The sequence below is a fragment of the Bradyrhizobium sp. USDA 223 genome (assembly GCF_044909005.1).
In the GTDB taxonomy this organism is placed as follows: domain Bacteria; phylum Pseudomonadota; class Alphaproteobacteria; order Rhizobiales; family Xanthobacteraceae; genus Bradyrhizobium; species Bradyrhizobium yuanmingense.
This window is the reverse complement of sequence record NZ_JBIYDR010000001.1, coordinates 6,977,453-6,993,762: the sequence shown is the minus strand read 5'-3', so window position 1 is coordinate 6,993,762 and position 16,310 is coordinate 6,977,453. Positions and strand designations below refer to the sequence as shown.

Annotated in this window: 13 protein-coding genes; 9 read left to right on the top strand and 4 right to left on the bottom strand. The window is 64.8% G+C overall.

Features of this window, described 5'->3' with window-relative positions; translation table 11 throughout:
* Positions 1–80 precede the first annotated feature (80 nt).
* From ABIA40_RS32495 to ugpB, 4 genes are all read right to left on the bottom strand, one after another.
* Entirely contained in the window at positions 81–1,094 is a 1,014-nt protein-coding gene (locus ABIA40_RS32495) for an ABC transporter permease (protein WP_275511035.1), read from the bottom strand.
* A gap of 111 nt (positions 1,095–1,205) precedes the next feature.
* Positions 1,206–2,825 (bottom strand): ABC transporter substrate-binding protein, encoded by a 1,620-nt coding sequence (locus tag ABIA40_RS32490; RefSeq protein ID WP_271546438.1) that lies wholly within the window; start codon positions 2,823–2,825, stop codon positions 1,206–1,208.
* A gap of 358 nt (positions 2,826–3,183) precedes the next feature.
* Complete coding sequence (locus ABIA40_RS32485; protein WP_271546440.1) at positions 3,184–4,140, bottom strand: phosphotransferase; 957 nt, start codon at positions 4,138–4,140, stop codon at positions 3,184–3,186.
* 250 nt (positions 4,141–4,390) lie between these two features.
* The gene (ugpB, locus tag ABIA40_RS32480; RefSeq protein ID WP_404545353.1) at positions 4,391–5,713 is read right to left on the bottom strand and encodes a sn-glycerol-3-phosphate ABC transporter substrate-binding protein UgpB; all 1,323 of its coding nucleotides are present in this window, start codon (positions 5,711–5,713) and stop codon (positions 4,391–4,393) included.
* 296 nt (positions 5,714–6,009) lie between these two features.
* On the opposite strand from ugpB, the gene ABIA40_RS32475 reads away from it, so the two are divergent.
* The 9 genes from ABIA40_RS32475 (at position 6,010) to ABIA40_RS32435 (ending at position 16,253) form a co-directional block, all read left to right on the top strand.
* Positions 6,010–7,020 (top strand): TRAP transporter substrate-binding protein, encoded by a 1,011-nt coding sequence (locus tag ABIA40_RS32475; protein ID WP_338122809.1) that lies wholly within the window; start codon positions 6,010–6,012, stop codon positions 7,018–7,020.
* Positions 7,021–7,074: 54 nt separating this feature from the next.
* On the top strand, positions 7,075–9,105 hold the full coding sequence (locus ABIA40_RS32470) for an ATP-binding protein (RefSeq protein WP_271546531.1): 2,031 nt from the start codon (positions 7,075–7,077) through the stop codon (positions 9,103–9,105).
* Positions 9,075–10,820 (top strand): DUF3369 domain-containing protein, encoded by a 1,746-nt coding sequence (locus tag ABIA40_RS32465; RefSeq protein ID WP_157286606.1) that lies wholly within the window; start codon positions 9,075–9,077, stop codon positions 10,818–10,820. Before ABIA40_RS32470 ends, ABIA40_RS32465 begins: the two co-directional genes overlap by 31 nt.
* Before the next feature lie 40 nt (positions 10,821–10,860).
* The gene (locus ABIA40_RS32460; RefSeq protein WP_036020286.1) at positions 10,861–11,592 is read left to right on the top strand and encodes a response regulator; all 732 of its coding nucleotides are present in this window, start codon (positions 10,861–10,863) and stop codon (positions 11,590–11,592) included.
* Positions 11,593–11,996: 404 nt separating this feature from the next.
* The gene (locus ABIA40_RS32455) at positions 11,997–12,608 is read left to right on the top strand and encodes a sigma-70 family RNA polymerase sigma factor (protein ID WP_128266044.1); all 612 of its coding nucleotides are present in this window, start codon (positions 11,997–11,999) and stop codon (positions 12,606–12,608) included.
* 328 nt (positions 12,609–12,936) lie between these two features.
* Positions 12,937–13,635, top strand: coding sequence for a cytochrome c biogenesis CcdA family protein (locus ABIA40_RS32450; RefSeq protein WP_404545349.1), 699 nt, complete (start codon positions 12,937–12,939; stop codon positions 13,633–13,635).
* Between the two features lie 32 nt (positions 13,636–13,667).
* Positions 13,668–14,231, top strand: a complete 564-nt coding sequence (locus tag ABIA40_RS32445) for a redoxin domain-containing protein (RefSeq protein ID WP_404545346.1) — start codon at positions 13,668–13,670, stop codon at positions 14,229–14,231.
* 101 nt (positions 14,232–14,332) lie between these two features.
* Entirely contained in the window at positions 14,333–15,304 is a 972-nt protein-coding gene (locus ABIA40_RS32440) for a hypothetical protein (protein ID WP_404545344.1), read from the top strand.
* Positions 15,305–15,659: 355 nt separating this feature from the next.
* Positions 15,660–16,253: a L,D-transpeptidase gene (locus ABIA40_RS32435; protein WP_404545342.1), complete on the top strand. Its 594-nt coding sequence runs from the start codon at positions 15,660–15,662 to the stop codon at positions 16,251–16,253.
* Positions 16,254–16,310: the final 57 nt, after the last annotated feature.

The following is a 16,310-nucleotide window of genomic DNA, read 5'->3' as shown; positions in this document are numbered from 1 at the left end:
CCTCTCCCCAGCCCTCCCCCGCAGGCGGGGGAGGGAGCGCACCGTTCGCGTGGCTTGCATCGAACGCGACCATGATCGGGTTAGCCCTCCAACCGCACGCGCGGATCGATCACGCCGTACAAGATGTCGATGATCAGATTGAGCAGCACGTACATCACGGCCATGGTCAGCACGAAACCCTGCACCGGCGCGAAGTCTGAGGAAATCAGCGCTTCCACCGCGTAGGAGCCGATGCCCGGCCAAGCGAACACTTTCTCGACCAGCACGTTGGCGCCCAGCAGGAACGAGAACACCATGCTGAGCGTGGTGATGACAGGCAGCATGGCGTTGCGGAACGCGTAGGTGACGATCACGGTCGAGGGCGACAGGCCGCTGGCGCGCGCGGTGCGAACGAAATCGGATGCGAGCACCGCGAGCATGGAGGCGCGGGTCATGCGCGCGATCGGCGCCAGCGAGAAGATTGCGAGCGTCGTCGCGGGAAGGATGAGCTGGCTCAGCGCCGAGCGGAACGCCTCGAGATCGCGCGCGATCAAAGTGTCGATCAGATAGAATCCGGTCACCGTCGGCGGCGCGCTGTAGAACACGTCGAGACGGCCGAGCGGCGCCGGCGACCAGCCGAGCCGGAAATAGAAGACATAGACCAGCACGAGGCCGGTGAAGAACACCGGCAGCGACACGCCGGCCGTGGTCGTGACCCGACACAGATGGTCGATCCACGATCCCGGACGCGTTGCCGCGAGCACGCCGAGCGGAATGGCGATCGCAACGGACACGAACAGGCCGAGCAGCGTCAGCTCGGCTGAGGCCGGCAGGCGGTTGCGGATCTCGGTGGCGACCGGCTGGCCGGTCGTCAGCGAGTTGCCGAAATCGCCATGCGCGAGATCGTTGGCATAGCGGAAGAACTGTTCGATCAGCGGCTTGTCGAAGCCGAGTTTTTTCCGGATCTGCTCGACGGCTTCCTTGGTCGCGGCGGGGCCGGCGAAGTAGGCCGCGGGATCGCCCGGCAGCGCACGCGTCAGCAGGAAGGTGACGATGACGACGCCGATCAACGACGGGATCGCGAACATCAGGCGCTTGCCGATCATGGTCAGCATGGGGCTCGCTCCGCTCGCGCGATTGGCGAATAGCGAGTGGCGAATGGACATTCGCTCCTGTCGACCATCACGTCCCCCTATTCGCTATTCGCCACTCCCTATTCGCTTTCCTCACCCCTTCGCCATCGCGCGATAATCGAGCCGCCGGTGAAACCAGTATTGGTAGCCGCTGATGTTCTTCTGCATCGCGACGTTGACGAAGGGCTGGTACAGCGGGATGCGCGGGACGTCGGCAAAGGCGAGATCGACAAAGCCTTTCACGTCGGCATCGTAAGCGGCCTTGTCGCCGGTGGCGGCCGCCGTGCGCGCACCGTCGATGAACTTGTCCATCGCCGCCGACTTGTAGCTCATGGTGTTGAAGACGGAATTGTTGCCGTGATAGCACCAGTAGAAGAAGTACTCGGGGTAATCGAGCCAGCCCGAGAACACGTTGGTGAAGAGCGGCATCTCCTTCTTGTTGAGCTCGGTGCGCCAGTTGGCGCCGGGCACCTTGTTGATGGTGGTCTTGATGCCGAGCTGGGCGAGGCTCTCCTGCACGAGGATGCAGAGCGGCTCGTTGACGCCGGCGAAGTTGAGATCGAACGAGATCGTGGTCTCGAAGCCGCCTGCGTAACCGGCCTCAGCCAGCAGCGCCTTCGCCTTCTCCATGTCGGTGTTGTACTTGTGCGGCTGCGGCCAGGCGACGTCGGTGGCCTTGTCCTTTGCGCCGAACATGGGATTGCCGAGGCCGAACAGCACGGCGTCCATGATCTTCTGATACGGCATCGCATAGGCCATGGCCTGCCGTACTTTCGGATTGTCGAAGGGCGGCTTGGTGACGTTCATGCCGATATATTGGATGCCGTTGGAGAACGGCAGCGACACCACGTTGAGCTTGCCGTTCGCCTTCATCTCCTGGAAATCCTTGAACGGCAGCTCATAGGAGATGTCGGCATCGCCGCGCTCGAGCAGCGCCCGGCGGTTACCGGCCTGTGGCACCATGCGCCAGATCACGCGCTTGATCTTGGGAAGCGGACCGCCGACCCAATCCTCATTGCGCTCCATGATCACTTCGGTGCCGGCGGTCCACTTCGTCACCTTGTAGGCGCCGGAGCCGGCGGTCTGCTGTTTTGTAAACTCGAGGCCCCAGGGATCCTTCTCGCTGGCATTCTTCTTCACCAGCTCGGAATTGACGATGCAGGGCACGATCACGGCGAGATCGGGGATCGTCAGCTTGTCCTTCTTCAGGAAGTCGACGCGCACGGTGTGATCGTCGACCACGACGAACTGCTCGGCCTTGGTGAGCGAACCCGCGCTCATCTGGAAGGTCGGGAAACCGCCGACGCTGACGGCGCGGTCGAGCGACCATTTCACGTCTTTCGCGGTAACAGGCGCGCCGTCGTGGAATTTGGCGTTCTTCTTCAGCTTGAAGGTGACCGACATGTCGTCGATCTTCATGTCGTCGGCGAGCTCGCCCTTGAACTTGTCCCGGTCGTAATAGGGCACGCCGCCGGGACCGCTCTTCATCTCGTGGCTGATCAGGCGGTCGTAGCAATTCCAGGAGACTTCATAGCCGGGCACGTTTGTGCCGATGCCATGGATGTCGAGATTGTTCGGGCCGCCTTCGGAAACGATCAGCAAGGTCTCCGAGCGGGCATCGGCCTTGGCCGAGGAGATCACGGACGGCATGGCCGGAAGCGCCGCGCCAGCGGCCAACCCGGAAACGGATTTGAGGAAATCGCGGCGCTTCATGAAATTCGCTCCAACACAAAGGTTTTTTGGCTGGAGCTGGATTCGCAAGGTTTGTGCCAAGGCTTAACGGAAGACTAAAGTCCATCTAAGTCACTGATATAACAAAGTATTCCTGTTCTCACCACTCTGCACCGCAGCGCACAATTGCATACAAAGATGCGCGATTGCGTAAAACTTAGGCTGATTGGCTTGAGAGATCATTATGGAGGCAGTCGCCGGCGCTCTCCCGGCCCCCAGGAGTCATTCCGGGGCGATGCGCAGCATCGAACCCGGAATCCATCGGGCGGCAGAACGCGCGGCACAATGGATTCCGGGCTCGATGCTGCTGCGCGGCGCCCCGGAATGACGGAGGGGGCGCTCAGCCCGGCCAGATCAACTCCTGCAGTTCAACCAGATCATCCGCCCGCTCCTGCCAACCCTCGATGCAGATGTGGCTGTTGAGGTCGCTGGCGCGGTGCAGCAGCATCAGGGCCATCAGGCGGCGCTTGAGGGTGAAATCCAGCGTCGCATAGCCAAAGCCTTCGAGCAGGCTCTTCACTCTGCCCGGACGGCCCGCCGCCATGAAGGCGCTGGGGCCGAGCAGATCGTAGTCACGCCACCCCGTGAGCACGTCGCCGAAATCGAACAGGCCGCCGAGCGACCATTGGCCGTCGTCACAGGCGAGCAGAAAGTTCTCGGGGATGTATTCGCCGGTCAGGATCACGGGCGCTGCATCCATCGGGATCAGCTTGGCGGCGTCGCGCAGGAGATCATCGAGGCCGGCGAGGAATTTTGGTGCGAGGCCGAGACGCGTGTGCCGCGCGCGGCAGCCCTGCATCTGGGCGCGCATGAACGCGTCCCAGCGCGGCTCGATATGCGCGAGCGGTCCAAGCGGCGCGCGCTGCACGCTCGCAATGGTCTCGCCGATCTGGCGCAGCAGGCGCTCCTTCTGCGGCTCCGGCAGTGATGGCCAGACCTCCGAGCCCAGCGTGCCGGCAAGACGCGTGATGACGAGATAGGGCCAGCCGTTGCGCATCCCCTCCGCGACAATCTCGGGGATCGGCAGCTGCAGACGGCCTTTGAGCTGCGCCAGCGCGGCGCGCTCCGAGACGAATTGCGCTGCGAGCGGCGGCGGAAAGATCTTCAGGATCAGCTTGTCGCCGAGGCCGACCACGAGATTGGTGCCGGCCGCGAACACATGCGGCGAGCCGGCATCGAGGCCGTGGCTGCGCGCGATGTCGAGAGCGATTGGCAGCCATTGTAAGGGATCGGAGCGAAAGGCGCGGAGGCTTGCGGCGTCGGCGAGGTGAGGCAGCTGTTGCGGCGTGATTGTCATTGGCGCTTGCGTATTGAGAGCAGGGTTAACTTTGGTTGGCTCGATGCGAGCCAAGAGACGGTGCACCTCTCCCGCTTGCGGGGGAGGTCGGCGCGAAGCGCCGGGTGGGGCCTCTCTCCACGTGGGGACACTCTCCGCAGACTTCAGGCAATCCCAACGTGGAGAGAGCCCTCTCCCCAACCCTCCCCCGCAAGCGGGGGAGGGAGCGCACCTCGTTCGCAGCGGCGGCGAAACCTAATCGCAACACACCCTACCGCTCGGGACTCGCGCGCTCGAACTGGCGCAACAGCTTGTTGCCGCGCTCGACGGCGGAATCGAGCGCTGATTGCGCGCTCTTGTGGCCGGCGAAGGCCTGCTCGAGCTCGTCCTCGATCACGCCGCGAATCAGGACGAAGGAGCCGAGCCGGATGCCCTTGGAGTTCTCGGTCGGCGGATTGAGCGTGATCTGCTCGAACGAGATCGCCGAGCCCGGATTGCGCTCATAGAAGCCCTGCGAGCGCGTCAGCTCGAAGGCGGCGCGGGTCACGGGGAGATAGCCGGTGTTCTGGTGCCAGGCGGCCTGCACGCCGGGCTGGGACAGATAGGCGAAGAAGCGCGCCACGCCCTTGTATTCCTCGCGCGGACGGTCGCGCAGCACCCACAGCGTGGCGCCGCCGATGATCGAGTTCTGCGGCGCGCCCTTCACGTCGGGCCAATAGGGCATCATGCCGTAGCCGATCTCGAACTTCGAATTGGCCTTGATGTCGGCGCGCGTCGCCGAGGAGCCGATGAAGATGCCGCACTCGCCCTTCTGGAAGCGCGGCTCGGCCGACTGGCCACGGCCGCTATAGTCGAACAGCTTGGTCTTCTGCCACTCGCTGAGCGCCGCGACGTGATGCACCAGCCTCGGATTGTTGATGGTCAATTCCGCATCCAGCCCGGCGAAGCCGTTGGCCCGGCTCGCTAGCGCCAGATTATGGAAGGCCGAAAAATTCTCGACATGGATCCAGGACGGCCAGGACGTGGTGAAGCCGCAAGCAGCGCCGCGGTCGCGCAGGCGCTTGGCGGCCGCTCCCAATTCCGGCCAGGTCTTCGGCGGCGCCTCCGGATCGAGGCCGGCGTCGCGGAACATGGTCTTGTTGTAGTACAGGATCGGGGTCGAGGAATTGAACGGGAACGACAACAGATTGCCGGCGGCATCGGTGTAATAGCCGGAGACCGCCGGCAGATAATCGCCCAGCGAGAACGGCTCGCCCTGGTCGCGCATCAGGCTGAACACCGGATAGATCGCGCCCTTGGCCGCAGTCATGGTGGCGGTGGCGACCTCGTTGACCTGCACGATGGCGGGCTGGCTGCGCGAGCGGAAGGCGAAGATCGCGGCCGTCACCGTCTCGGTGTAATTGCCCTTGTAGACGGGCACGATGCGGTAATCGGATTGCGAGGCGTTGAAGTCGGCGGCGAGCTTTTCCAGCTGCCGGCCGAGCTCGCCGGACATGGCGTGCCACCAGGCGATCTCGGTGGCAGCCCGCGCAGGGGCGGCCAATGCGAGGGCCGCAAAGACGGCAACGAGCTGCAAAAGGCGCAAGGCTGACATCAGGATGGCTCTTCCCAGGCCGCGGTCGACGTGGCGGCTGTCCTGCTTAAGGCCCGGCAGTGGCCGTTTCAACCGGGAATGAACGCCGGCCGCGCCGCACAATCAGCCCGCTGGCCGGGCGCGGGATGGCCTTCCCTTCACCATCTGCTAGAGCCCCGTTCCGATCGGAACAGGCTCTAGATTCTCAATTTGACGCGTTTTCTTTACGCGAACCGGTATCCACTTCGCTTGAAAACGCTTTAGATTGCATTGAACCTTTTCCTTCCGCCATAGACTCCACCACTGAGGGGTTGAGTGTGCCAGTGTTGAGCCGTGCCGAACTCTCGCGGACCGGGGTGGTCTTCGTTGCGCTTCTGCTTGCCGCAGTCTCGTCGAGCATGGGCACGACGAGCGCGGTTGCGCGCGAATTTCGCGCCGCCGACACCCAGGCCGAGGATTACCCGACCGTCCAGGCGCTGCGCTACATGGGCGCCCTGATCGCCGAGCGCACCAAGGGCCGCCACGAGATCAAGGTGTTCCACTCCCGCCAGCTCGGGGAGGAAAAGGAGACCATCGAGCAGACCCGGGCCGGTGCGATCGACCTCAACCGGACCAATGTCGCCCTGATCGGCAATTTCGTCCCGGCGATGAACGTGCTGGCGATGCCGTTCCTGTTCCGGTCCATCGAGCACATGCAGAAGGTGCTGGACGGACCTGTCGGCAGCGAGATCCTCGGTAGCTTCGAGCCCTACGGCTTCGTCGGGCTCGCCTTCTACGATTCGGGTGCGCGGTCGATCTATAACGGGGTCCGCCCGGTGAAGACCATCGCGGACCTCAAGGGATTGCGGATCCGCGTGCAGCAGTCGGAGTTAATGAGCCAGATGATGCGCGCGCTCGGCGCCGAACCGGTCGAGCTGCCCTACGGGCAGGTGCTCACCGGGCTTGCCAACCATCTGATCGACGGCGCCGAAAACAACTGGCCATCCTTCGTGACCACGAATCATTACAAGCATGCCGGCCATTACACGCTGACCGAGCACACGATGAGCCCGGAGGTGCTGGTGATCTCTCTGAAGGCCTGGAACAGCCTGTCGGCGGAGGAGCAGACGATCTTTAAGGAGGCCGCGCAGCGCTCCAGCCGGTTCATGCGTGAGAAGTGGCACGACCTCGAGGAACAGTCGCAGCGCAAGGCGCAGGAAGCCGGCGTGACCATCATCAAGGACATCGACCGCAAGCCGTTCGAGGACGCCATGGCCGCAATCTACGCCAAGGCCGCGCGCGACCCCGCGGCGGCCGCGCTGATTGAACGGATTCGCAAGGTGGAGTGAGGCCTGTTGGCTGCGCTTGGACATAGCGATCACGCGGACAAGCCGCCCGGCCCGATCGGGCAGCTGCGCGCGCGCATCGTCGGCCTCTTGCGGGCGGTGCCGATCCGCTGGCGCATCCTGTCGATCGCCGCGCTGAACTCCGCCGTGGTCGTGGTGCTGGTGGCGATGATCTGGAACGGCGCCAAGGTGCTCGGCTCGGCCTGGGACGACGTGCGCCAGGTGCGCGAGTCCGACCGGATCCTGGCGCTGCTCGAGAGCGAGACCGGGCGGCTGCAAAACCTGATCCACCGCTACATCAACCAGCCGAGCCCCGACCTGTTCGCTGAGATCCTGTTGCTGCGCGAGGCGGTGCTGGGCACGCTGACCAATCGCGCCGCCAAGGACCCAATGCTGTCGGGCTCGGTCGAGGAGCTGGAGCGCACCACCGACCGCTTCCTCAACGGCTTCGGCGAGCTGCGCAGCGTGCAGTCCACCATCGCCAAGACCTATGAGGAGCAGGTGCAGGGCCCGGCCAGGGACATGGCGGGCCTCTACTCCATCATCGAGGGCGCCACCGGCCATCGCGACGCGCTGATCTGGCCCTCGCTCGGCAAATCCCGCGAAGCCTTCACCGCGATGCTGGTCGCGGCCAATTCCTACTATCTGTCGCAGTCGTCGGGCGCCGCCGACGACGCGCGCCGCCACACCGAGACGATCGAGAGGACCATCCCGGTCATGATCGATCTCGCCGACAACGACCTGCAGAAGATGGCCTTGCAGCGGCTCGCGGCCCGCACCGCCGCACTTCGCGAGGGTTTTGCAAAACTCTCCGAGCAGCTTGCGAGCCGCACGGAGCTGTTGCGCAACACCATCGACGCCAGCCAGGCCGAGGCGATCGGCGCCATCGACGACCTCTCGACCAAGATGCGCCAGCGCGAGCAGAAAGCGCAGGAGGTGTTCGACCGCACGCTGGCGGATATCTCACGCCGGGTGCTGTCGATCGCGGTGATCTTCCTCGGCATCATCCTCACCGCGGGCGTCCTGATTGCGCTGTCGATCCGCCTGCCGCTGCAGCAGATCATGTCCGCGATGCGCGCGATCACGCTCGGCGATCTCGACCGCGAGGTGCAGGGCACGAAAGCGCGCGACGAGGTCGGGGCCATGGCGCGCGCGGTGGAGGTGTTCCGCGAGAACGCGATCGCCAAGCGCCGGACCGAGGACGAGCTGCGCGCCTCGAAGGAAAAGGCCGAGAGCGCCCTGCTCGAGCTCAACACCGCGCAGCAGAACCTGATCGACGCCGAGCGGCTGGCCGCGCTCGGCGGCCTGGTTGCCGGCGTCGCGCACGAGGTCAACAACCCGATCGGCATCAGCCTGACCGTGGCATCGAGCTTTGCCCGGCGCACCGAGATTTTCGAAGCCCAGCTCAAGGGCGAGGGCGGCCTGCGCCGCTCGCAGCTGGAGGAGTTCGTGCAATCCTCGCGCGACGCCTCGCAGCAGCTCGTCGCCAATCTCCAGCGCGCCGGCGAGCTGATCCAGTCGTTCAAGCAGGTCGCCGTCGACCGCTCCCATGCCGAGCGGCGGCAGTTCTCCTTAAGCGAAGCCACCGACCAGATCATCGCCAGCCTCAAGCCCGTGCTGAAGCGCTCGCCGATCACGCTGGAGGTCGACGTCCCCGAGGGGCTGCTGCTCGACGGCTATCCCGGCTCCTACGGCCAGATCCTGACCAACCTCTTCCTCAACGCCGCCAACCACGCCTTCGCCGACGGCCGCGCCGGCCGGATCGCGATTTCGGCGCGGCCGCGCGGCACCGAGGACATCGAGATCAGCTTCTCCGACGACGGGGCCGGCATGACCCCGGACGTGCAGCGCCAGGCCTTTGACCCTTTCTTTACCACCCGGCGCAATGAAGGCGGCACGGGACTTGGCCTTCATATCGTCTATAACCTCGTCACCCAGCAGCTCGGCGGCCGGATGATGCTGGAATCCAAGCTGGGACAAGGCACTACTTTTCGCATTATCATGCCCCGCGTCGCCAAGGGCGGCGCGCAAAGCACAGAAAGTGACGGATCTTCGCAATGGCCGAACAGGACGATGTCCTCCACCTGATCGACGACACCGGTACCGCGTCGGAGGACAGCAACGCCCGGAAATGGAAGATCGCCGTCATCGATGACGATCCGGCCGTGCATGACGGCACGCGTTTCGCGCTGTCGGACTACAGCCTGAACGGCCAGAGCCTGGAGATCCTGTCGGCCTATTCCGCGGCCGAAGGGCGCAAGCTGATGGCCGAGCACCGCGACATCGCCGCCGTGCTGCTCGACGTCATCATGGAGACCGACGTCGCCGGCCTCGAGCTGGTCGAGTTCATTCGCAACGAGATCCGGAACGAGACCGTGCGCATCATCCTGCGCACCGGCCAGCCCGGCCAGGCGCCGGAGCGGCGCGTCATTGTTCAGTACGACATCAACGACTACAAGGCCAAGACCGAGCTCACCGCCGACAAGCTGTTCACCTCGCTGACCGCGGCGCTGCGCTCCTACCAGCAGCTCGAGCGCATGGTGCAGACCCGGCGCGGGCTCGAGATCATCATCGACGCGGCCTCGACGCTGTACGACTTCAAGTCGATGCAGCGGCTCGCCGAGGGCGTCCTGACCCAGCTCGCTTCGCTCCTCAACGTCGACTGCGCCGGCATCCTGGTGCTGCGCGACAATGGCGGCATCGATCCCGAGCTCTCGGTGCTCGCCGGCAGCGGCTGCTACAGCCGCTTCATCGGCACCACCTCGTCGAAGGCGCTCGACCCCGAGCTGCGCGAGATGGTGGAGGCCGCGTTCCAGCGCCGCAAGAACGAATTCGCCGACCACCGCAGCGTGATCTATTTGCGCACCGGATCGGGCCGCGAGGTCGTGGTGCTGCTCCAGGCCGAGCGCGAGCTGTCGGAGACCGACCGTTCGCTGGTCGAGATCTTCTCCTCCAGGCTCTCGATCGCCTTCGACAACGTCATCCTTTATCAGCAGCTGCAGGACGCCAACACCCAGCTGGAGGACCGCGTCGCCCAGCGCACCCGCGCCCTGATGCAGGCCAATCGCCGCCTCTCGGCGCAATGGCTGCGGCTGCAGCGCGCCAACGGCTTCAAGAACGAGATTCTCGGCACCGTCGCGCACGACCTGAAGAACCCGCTCGGCGTCATTCTCGGCCGCACCGAGATGCTCAAGGAGCTGATCTCGACCGGCGCCTCGGAAAGCGGGGTCGTCGCCCAGGTCGACCACATCCGCGACGCCACCAAGCGCCTGACCACGATGGTCGATCATTTGATCTCGGACGCGATGGCCGATGCCTTCGACATCACCATCCGCCGCGAGCCGGTCGACGTCGCCGCCCTGGTCAAGGAGGTCGCCGAGGCCAACCAGCCGCTCGCGGTCAACAAGCAGCAGGCGATCAGCGTCACCGCGCCGCCCAACATCGTCACCATGTGCGACACCGACCGCATCCGCGAAGCGATCGACAATCTCATCAGCAACGCCATCAAATACTCACCGATCGGCGGCAAGATCGACGTCACCGTGGTCCACGAGGGCAGCGACACCATCGTCAGCGTCAGCGACGAGGGCGCCGGCCTGTCGCCGGAGGATCTCGGCCGGCTGTTCGGCCGGTTCCAGCGGCTGTCGGCCAAGCCGACCGCCGGCGAGAGCTCGACGGGACTTGGTCTCTCCATCGTCAAGCGTATCATCGACATGCACGGCGGCGAGGTGACCGCCGAGAGCGAGGGCCCCGGCAAGGGCTCGACCTTCACCATCACCCTCCCTGCGACTGAAGCGCCGTGATGTCAAAGCCCGTGATGTCAAAGCCCGTGATGCAAAGCCCATGACCCAAAGCCAGCACATCATGATCGTCGACGATGAGGCTCCGGCCCGGGAGATGGTCGGCGATTACCTCAAGATGCACGGCTTCACCGTGACGCTGTGCGACGGCGGCAAGTCCTTGCGCGCCGCGATCCAGGGCAGCATGCCCGATCTCGTCGTGCTCGACCTCAACATGCCCGAGGAAGACGGGCTCTCGATCATCCGCGACCTCAAGAGCCGCATCAACGTGCCGGTCATCATGCTGACGGCGACCGCGAGCCCGATCGACCGCGTCGTCGGCCTCGAGCTCGGCGCCGACGATTACGTGGCAAAGCCCTGCGAGCTGCGCGAGCTGATGGCGCGCATCCGCTCGGTGCTGCGGCGGAGCGGACCGGCCAAGGCGGCCGACGCGCCGGCGGCGAAGTCGGACAAGGAGCAGCTGGTGCGCTTCGGCACCAAATGGCTCGACCTCGAAGCGCAGGCCTTGCGCGATGACGAGGGCAACGAGCATCCGCTGACCGCATCCGAGTTCGGGCTGCTCAAGGTGTTCGCGGCCAATCCGAAGCGCGTGCTGTCGCGCGAGCGCCTGCTCGAGCTTGCCAACGCCCGCGACGCCGAAGCCTTCGACCGCGCGGTCGATCTGCGCATCATGCGCATCCGCCGCAAGATCGAGCCCGATCCTGCCAAGCCCGCGGTGATCCGCACCATCCGCGGCGGCGGCTATCTGTTCTCGCCGCAGGGCGAGAAGGCGTAGGGCGAGCGGCACAGCCCGCTCTGCCGTAGCCCGGATGGAGCGCAGCGCAATCCGGGGTGCTGTAGCCGCGGATGGAGTTGCCCCGGATTTCGCTGCGCTTCATCCGGGCTACGGATTATCGCCACGGGACGACAGCGGTAGGTGTGGCGCGACCAAACGCAATCCCCCTAAATTCGTTCCGCGGCGCGCCCGTCCGGCCCCGAATCCCCACCCCGTATTTTCCGTACGTTGAAATCACAAGGTTTTTTGCCCCGAATGTTTCGTCGCGCCCTGTCCGGCGAAACAATTTGACGGCGCACGAAACCATTTTCCGCTTTTCGTGCAGACGTCCCGAAACGTTGGCTCATTAACACTTTGACCCAAGGAAACGCCGCTCGGTTGCGGCGCTACGGGGAGCCAAGTCCATGCCGAACGTCATTGCCATCAACGCCCAAGCCAGCCAGAGCATCATTGCCGCTCAGGCGACCTCGGACGACATGCTCCTCGCAAGCATTGCCGACGGCAACCGGACGGCCATGCACATCCTTTACTGCCGGCACAATGTACGGGTGTACCGCTTCATCCTGCGCATCGTGCGCGACGCCACCACGGCGGAAGATCTGGTCAGCCAGGTGTTTCTGGATGTGTGGCGGACCGCCGGCCAATTCCAGGGCCGCTCGCAAGTGTCCACCTGGCTGCTCTCGATTGCCCGCTTCAAGGCACTGACCGCGATGCGCCAGCGCCGCTTCGAGGACATCGATCAGGAGGACGTGCGTCAGATCCCTGATGATTGCGACACGCCGGAGACCTCGCTCGACCGCAGCGACACCAGCGCCATCCTGCGCGCCTGCGTGCAGAAGCTGTCGCCGGCGCATCGGGAGATCATCAACCTCGTCTATTACCATGAGAAGTCGGTGGAGGAGGTCGGCCAGATCATCGGCATTCCCCAGAGCACGGTGAAGACGCGGATGTTCTACGCCCGCAAGCAACTCGCCGATTTGCTTAAGGGCGCCGGCGTCGACCGTTTCGCCGCTTAACAATAACGATTTCAAGGGGATAGGACCTCGGTTTTGGCCCTCTCCCCGGACACGGAAGCGTTACCGCCGGCGAAACAATTGAAACAAACGACAACATCAGGCGGAAAAACTTCCCCTCTATAAAGCTCCCATACGGTTTCGTTAAACCTCCCAAGACCTCCAGCGACCCGGACGATGCCCCGTCCGGGTCGTTTTTATTTGGGGGGTGGCGCGCAGCGCCGTCGTGTCGAACAGAATGCCTCAAAGCCCCGTCACGAAGCCGTGACGCTGTGTAACGACCGCCCCACCGCACGCGAACAGCCCTCGTGACCTCCCTCACGAGTGCCTCATGCTCGACCTGCTCTTTGCTCTCCTCGCCGGCATCCTCACCATCGCCGCGCCCTGTACGTTGCCGATGTTGCCGATCCTGCTCGGCGCCTCGATCGGGCGCGCGGGGCATCTGCGACCCGCGATGATCGCGCTCGGCTTCGTCGTTTCCTTTTCGGTGGTCGCGCTGGCGCTCGGCGCGATCACGCGGGCGTTCGATTTCGATCCGAACGTGCTGCGCGAGGCGGCAGCGGTCCTGCTGCTCGGCTTCGGCCTGTTGATGCTGTGGCCGGCGCCGTTCGAATGGCTGTCGATCCGGCTCAACGGCTGGCTCGATCTCGGCAACACCGGTGCCACGCAGCGCGACGGCGCGCTCGGCGGGCTGATCCTCGGCACGACGCTGGGCCTGGTCTGGACGCCCTGCGCAGGGCCCGTGCTCGGCTCGATCCTGACGCTGGTGGCGACGTCGAAGAACGTTGCCTGGGCCGGCGCGCTGCTGGTCGCCTATGCCATTGGCGCTGCGATCCCGATGCTTGGAATAGCCTACGGCGGACAGGCCGCGACCACGCGCGTGCGCAGCCTGGCCCGGATCTCAGCGCGGCTGCAGCAAGGCTTTGGCGTCGTCGTGATCGGCTTCGCGGTCGCCGCCTATTTCCAATACGACACGCTGATCTTGGCGTGGCTCACCGGCTTCTACCCCACCGGCCAGATCGGCCTGTGATCCCACCTCATCTTCACCGGAGGACGCTTTCCATGACTCTCAAGCTGCTCGCAATGTCTGCTGCACTGATCGGCATCACAGTGACCGGCGCCGTCATCCCCGGCATCTGCGACGAGGCCGCACGCGCTGCGCCTGTCGTCACCGCCGCCGCAAACCAGCAGGCCGCGCCCGACTTCACCGGCATCACCAACTGGTTCAACTCGAAGCCGCTGAGCATCGCCGATCTCCGCGGCAAGGTCGTGCTGGTGGATTTCTGGACCTATGGCTGCGTCAACTGCGTCAACACGCTGCCGCACGTCACCGAGCTCTACGCCAAGTACCGGGATCGGGGCCTCGTCGTGGTCGGCGTGCACACGCCGGAATTCCCGTTCGAGCGCTCCGCCGCCAACGTGCAGGCCGCGCTGAAGCGCCATGGCATCACCTATCCGGTGGCGCAGGACAATGAGTCCAAGACCTGGAACGCCTATCGCAATCAATATTGGCCGGCGCAATACATCGTCGACCAGAGTGGCAAGATCGTGTTCCAGCACGCCGGCGAAGGGGCTTACGACCAGATCGACCGCACCGTGGCGAAGCTGCTGAACGCGAGCAGCTGATGGCGAGCACATAGGGCGGTGGGTCTCAGATGCCGTCGTTGTTGCTTGACTCCACGGACCCGTCCGTGGAGTTTCGCGAGCATCGAAATCAGCCGCCCGCAATGGACGACGCAACCAGCACCGACATCCGCCTTCGTGAAGGTTCCTCGATCGCGCAGCGGCTGGTGATGTCCGCTTTTGCAGCGGCCGTCGCGCTGTGCTTCACGCCGGGCCTGTTCACGCACGACACGCTGGAGATCGTCATCTCCGTCGTCGCACTGCTCGTGGGCGCGGGGTTCGTCGTCGGCATCATGATGGCGCCGGCAGTGGTGTGGATCATCACGGCGGACGAGATCCTGATCGGGCGGCAAAGTCCGTTCGGCAAGCTCCGCACGCGGATCGTTGCGAAAGACGACATCATGGCGTTGCAGGTCCCCGGCAGCAAGCGGGTGAAGGCCCGCTTTCAGCTCGTGTTCACGCTGGCCTCCGGCGAACGCCTGACATCGCCGCCGATCTCCGACGTCACCCATGTTCGCGACACCGTGGCCCGGATCGCGACGCAATTCGAGGTGCCCAATGTCGAGGATCCCGTCAATCCGCTCGATGCCAGCAATCCCGAGATGCATCTCGGCGAGCCGCTCGAGGCGTTTCCTGCACGGGAGATCCGCATCGTCGCACTGATCGCGGTGGCTTTGTCCGCGGCCCCCTATGCCTACAAGCTGTGGCGCGGCCTCTCGCCGAGCCATGTCGATATCCTGCTGCTGCCGCTGGGCGCGATCGCCGCATTCGCCGTCTATCGCTATGCCAACCTTGCGACCGGCGCGTTCTGGATCATCGGGCCGAACGATATTCGCGTCGAGCGCCTGTGGGGCGACGGCAGCCTGCGCGCCGACCGCATCGCCGGACCCGACGTGAAAACGATCACGGTCGAGCGCCGCGGCCGCTCCGAGGACGAGCATTGCATCGTGGTGATCCGGCTGCATTCGGGGCGGCGGTTTCGCAGCCCCCGCATCGGCTCGCGCGTCGAAGCCCGCGCCGTGGCGAGGGAGATCGTGCGGCGACTCGGGATCGCGCCGGAGAGCAACAAGATCTAGCTGGCGCAAATTGTCGGCCTCGATCTCACCGCGCGTTCGGTCTGAGCCTCTCCCGCTTGCGGGAGAGGTCGCCGCGAAGCGGCGGGTGAGGGTTCTATCCTCTCGGGGAATCCCATTGCAGAGACACCCTCTCCCCAGCCTTCCCCCGCAAGCGGGGGAGGGAGCGCACCTCCACCGCGGCGCCGATCACTGCTTTTCGCGCCAACCCACCCTGTTCATGGTGTTGATCTACGTCAAAAAACCAAAGCATTCTCGTGACATGCCGGGCCAGCACGCCATCAACTTGCCATGAACTTGCCCCTCAGGTTTGATGGTTCCGAATGATTTGCGCTGTGTGGCAGCGGGGAGAGCTTGAATGACGGATTTTCGTCGCCTGACCGGGATTTTCATGGCTGCGATGGGACTGGCCCTGTCCACGCCACATGCCCTCGCCCAGCAACCGGACCGCGGCGACGAGCCGGGCCTGATCGCCGATGACGGATACCAGCTCGAGCCGGAATGGCAGAAGCAGGTGGTCTACTTCCGCACCACCGAGCCGCCGGGCACGATCATCGTCTCGACGGCCGAACGTCACCTTTACTTGGTGCAGCCCGGCGGGCGCGCCATCCGCTACGGCATCGGCGTCGGCCGCGACGGATTCCAGTGGCAGGGGCTGGTGACCATCACCAACAAGAAGGAGTGGCCGGACTGGACACCGCCGCCGGAGATGATCCAGCGCCAGCCCTATCTGCCGCGCTTCATGGCCGGCGGCCCGGGCAACCCGCTGGGGGCCCGCGCCATGTATCTCGGCACCACGGTCTACCGCATCCATGGCACCAACCGACCCGACACGATCGGCACCAAGGTGTCGTCGGGCTGCTTCCGCCTCGTCAACAGGGACGTCGCCGATCTCTACGATCGCGTCCCTGTCGGCACCAAGGTCGTCATCCGGCAGAAGCCCGAGCTCTAAGGTTCATGATCCCGGCATGATTGCTTCGGACGGCCGCAGCGTGCCTTGCGCCAACGC

Excerpts from the sequence above, each read along its gene's own strand:
- ABIA40_RS32460 (WP_036020286.1), top strand. The coding sequence starts at position 10,861 with ATGACCCAAAGCCAGCACATCATGATCGTCGACGATGAGGCTCCGGCC.
- ugpB (WP_404545353.1), bottom strand. The coding sequence starts at position 5,713 with ATGTCAGCCTTGCGCCTTTTGCAGCTCGTTGCCGTCTTTGCGGCCCTC.
- ABIA40_RS32435 (WP_404545342.1), top strand. The coding sequence starts at position 15,660 with ATGACGGATTTTCGTCGCCTGACCGGGATTTTCATGGCTGCGATGGGA.
- ABIA40_RS32455 (WP_128266044.1), top strand. The coding sequence starts at position 11,997 with ATGCCGAACGTCATTGCCATCAACGCCCAAGCCAGCCAGAGCATCATT.
- ABIA40_RS32465 (WP_157286606.1), top strand. The coding sequence starts at position 9,075 with ATGGCCGAACAGGACGATGTCCTCCACCTGATCGACGACACCGGTACC.
- ABIA40_RS32485 (WP_271546440.1), bottom strand. The coding sequence starts at position 4,140 with ATGACAATCACGCCGCAACAGCTGCCTCACCTCGCCGACGCCGCAAGC.
- ABIA40_RS32445 (WP_404545346.1), top strand. The coding sequence starts at position 13,668 with ATGACTCTCAAGCTGCTCGCAATGTCTGCTGCACTGATCGGCATCACA.
- ABIA40_RS32495 (WP_275511035.1), bottom strand. The coding sequence starts at position 1,094 with ATGCTGACCATGATCGGCAAGCGCCTGATGTTCGCGATCCCGTCGTTG.
- ABIA40_RS32450 (WP_404545349.1), top strand. The coding sequence starts at position 12,937 with ATGCTCGACCTGCTCTTTGCTCTCCTCGCCGGCATCCTCACCATCGCC.
- ABIA40_RS32440 (WP_404545344.1), top strand. The coding sequence starts at position 14,333 with ATGGACGACGCAACCAGCACCGACATCCGCCTTCGTGAAGGTTCCTCG.
- ABIA40_RS32490 (WP_271546438.1), bottom strand. The coding sequence starts at position 2,825 with ATGAAGCGCCGCGATTTCCTCAAATCCGTTTCCGGGTTGGCCGCTGGC.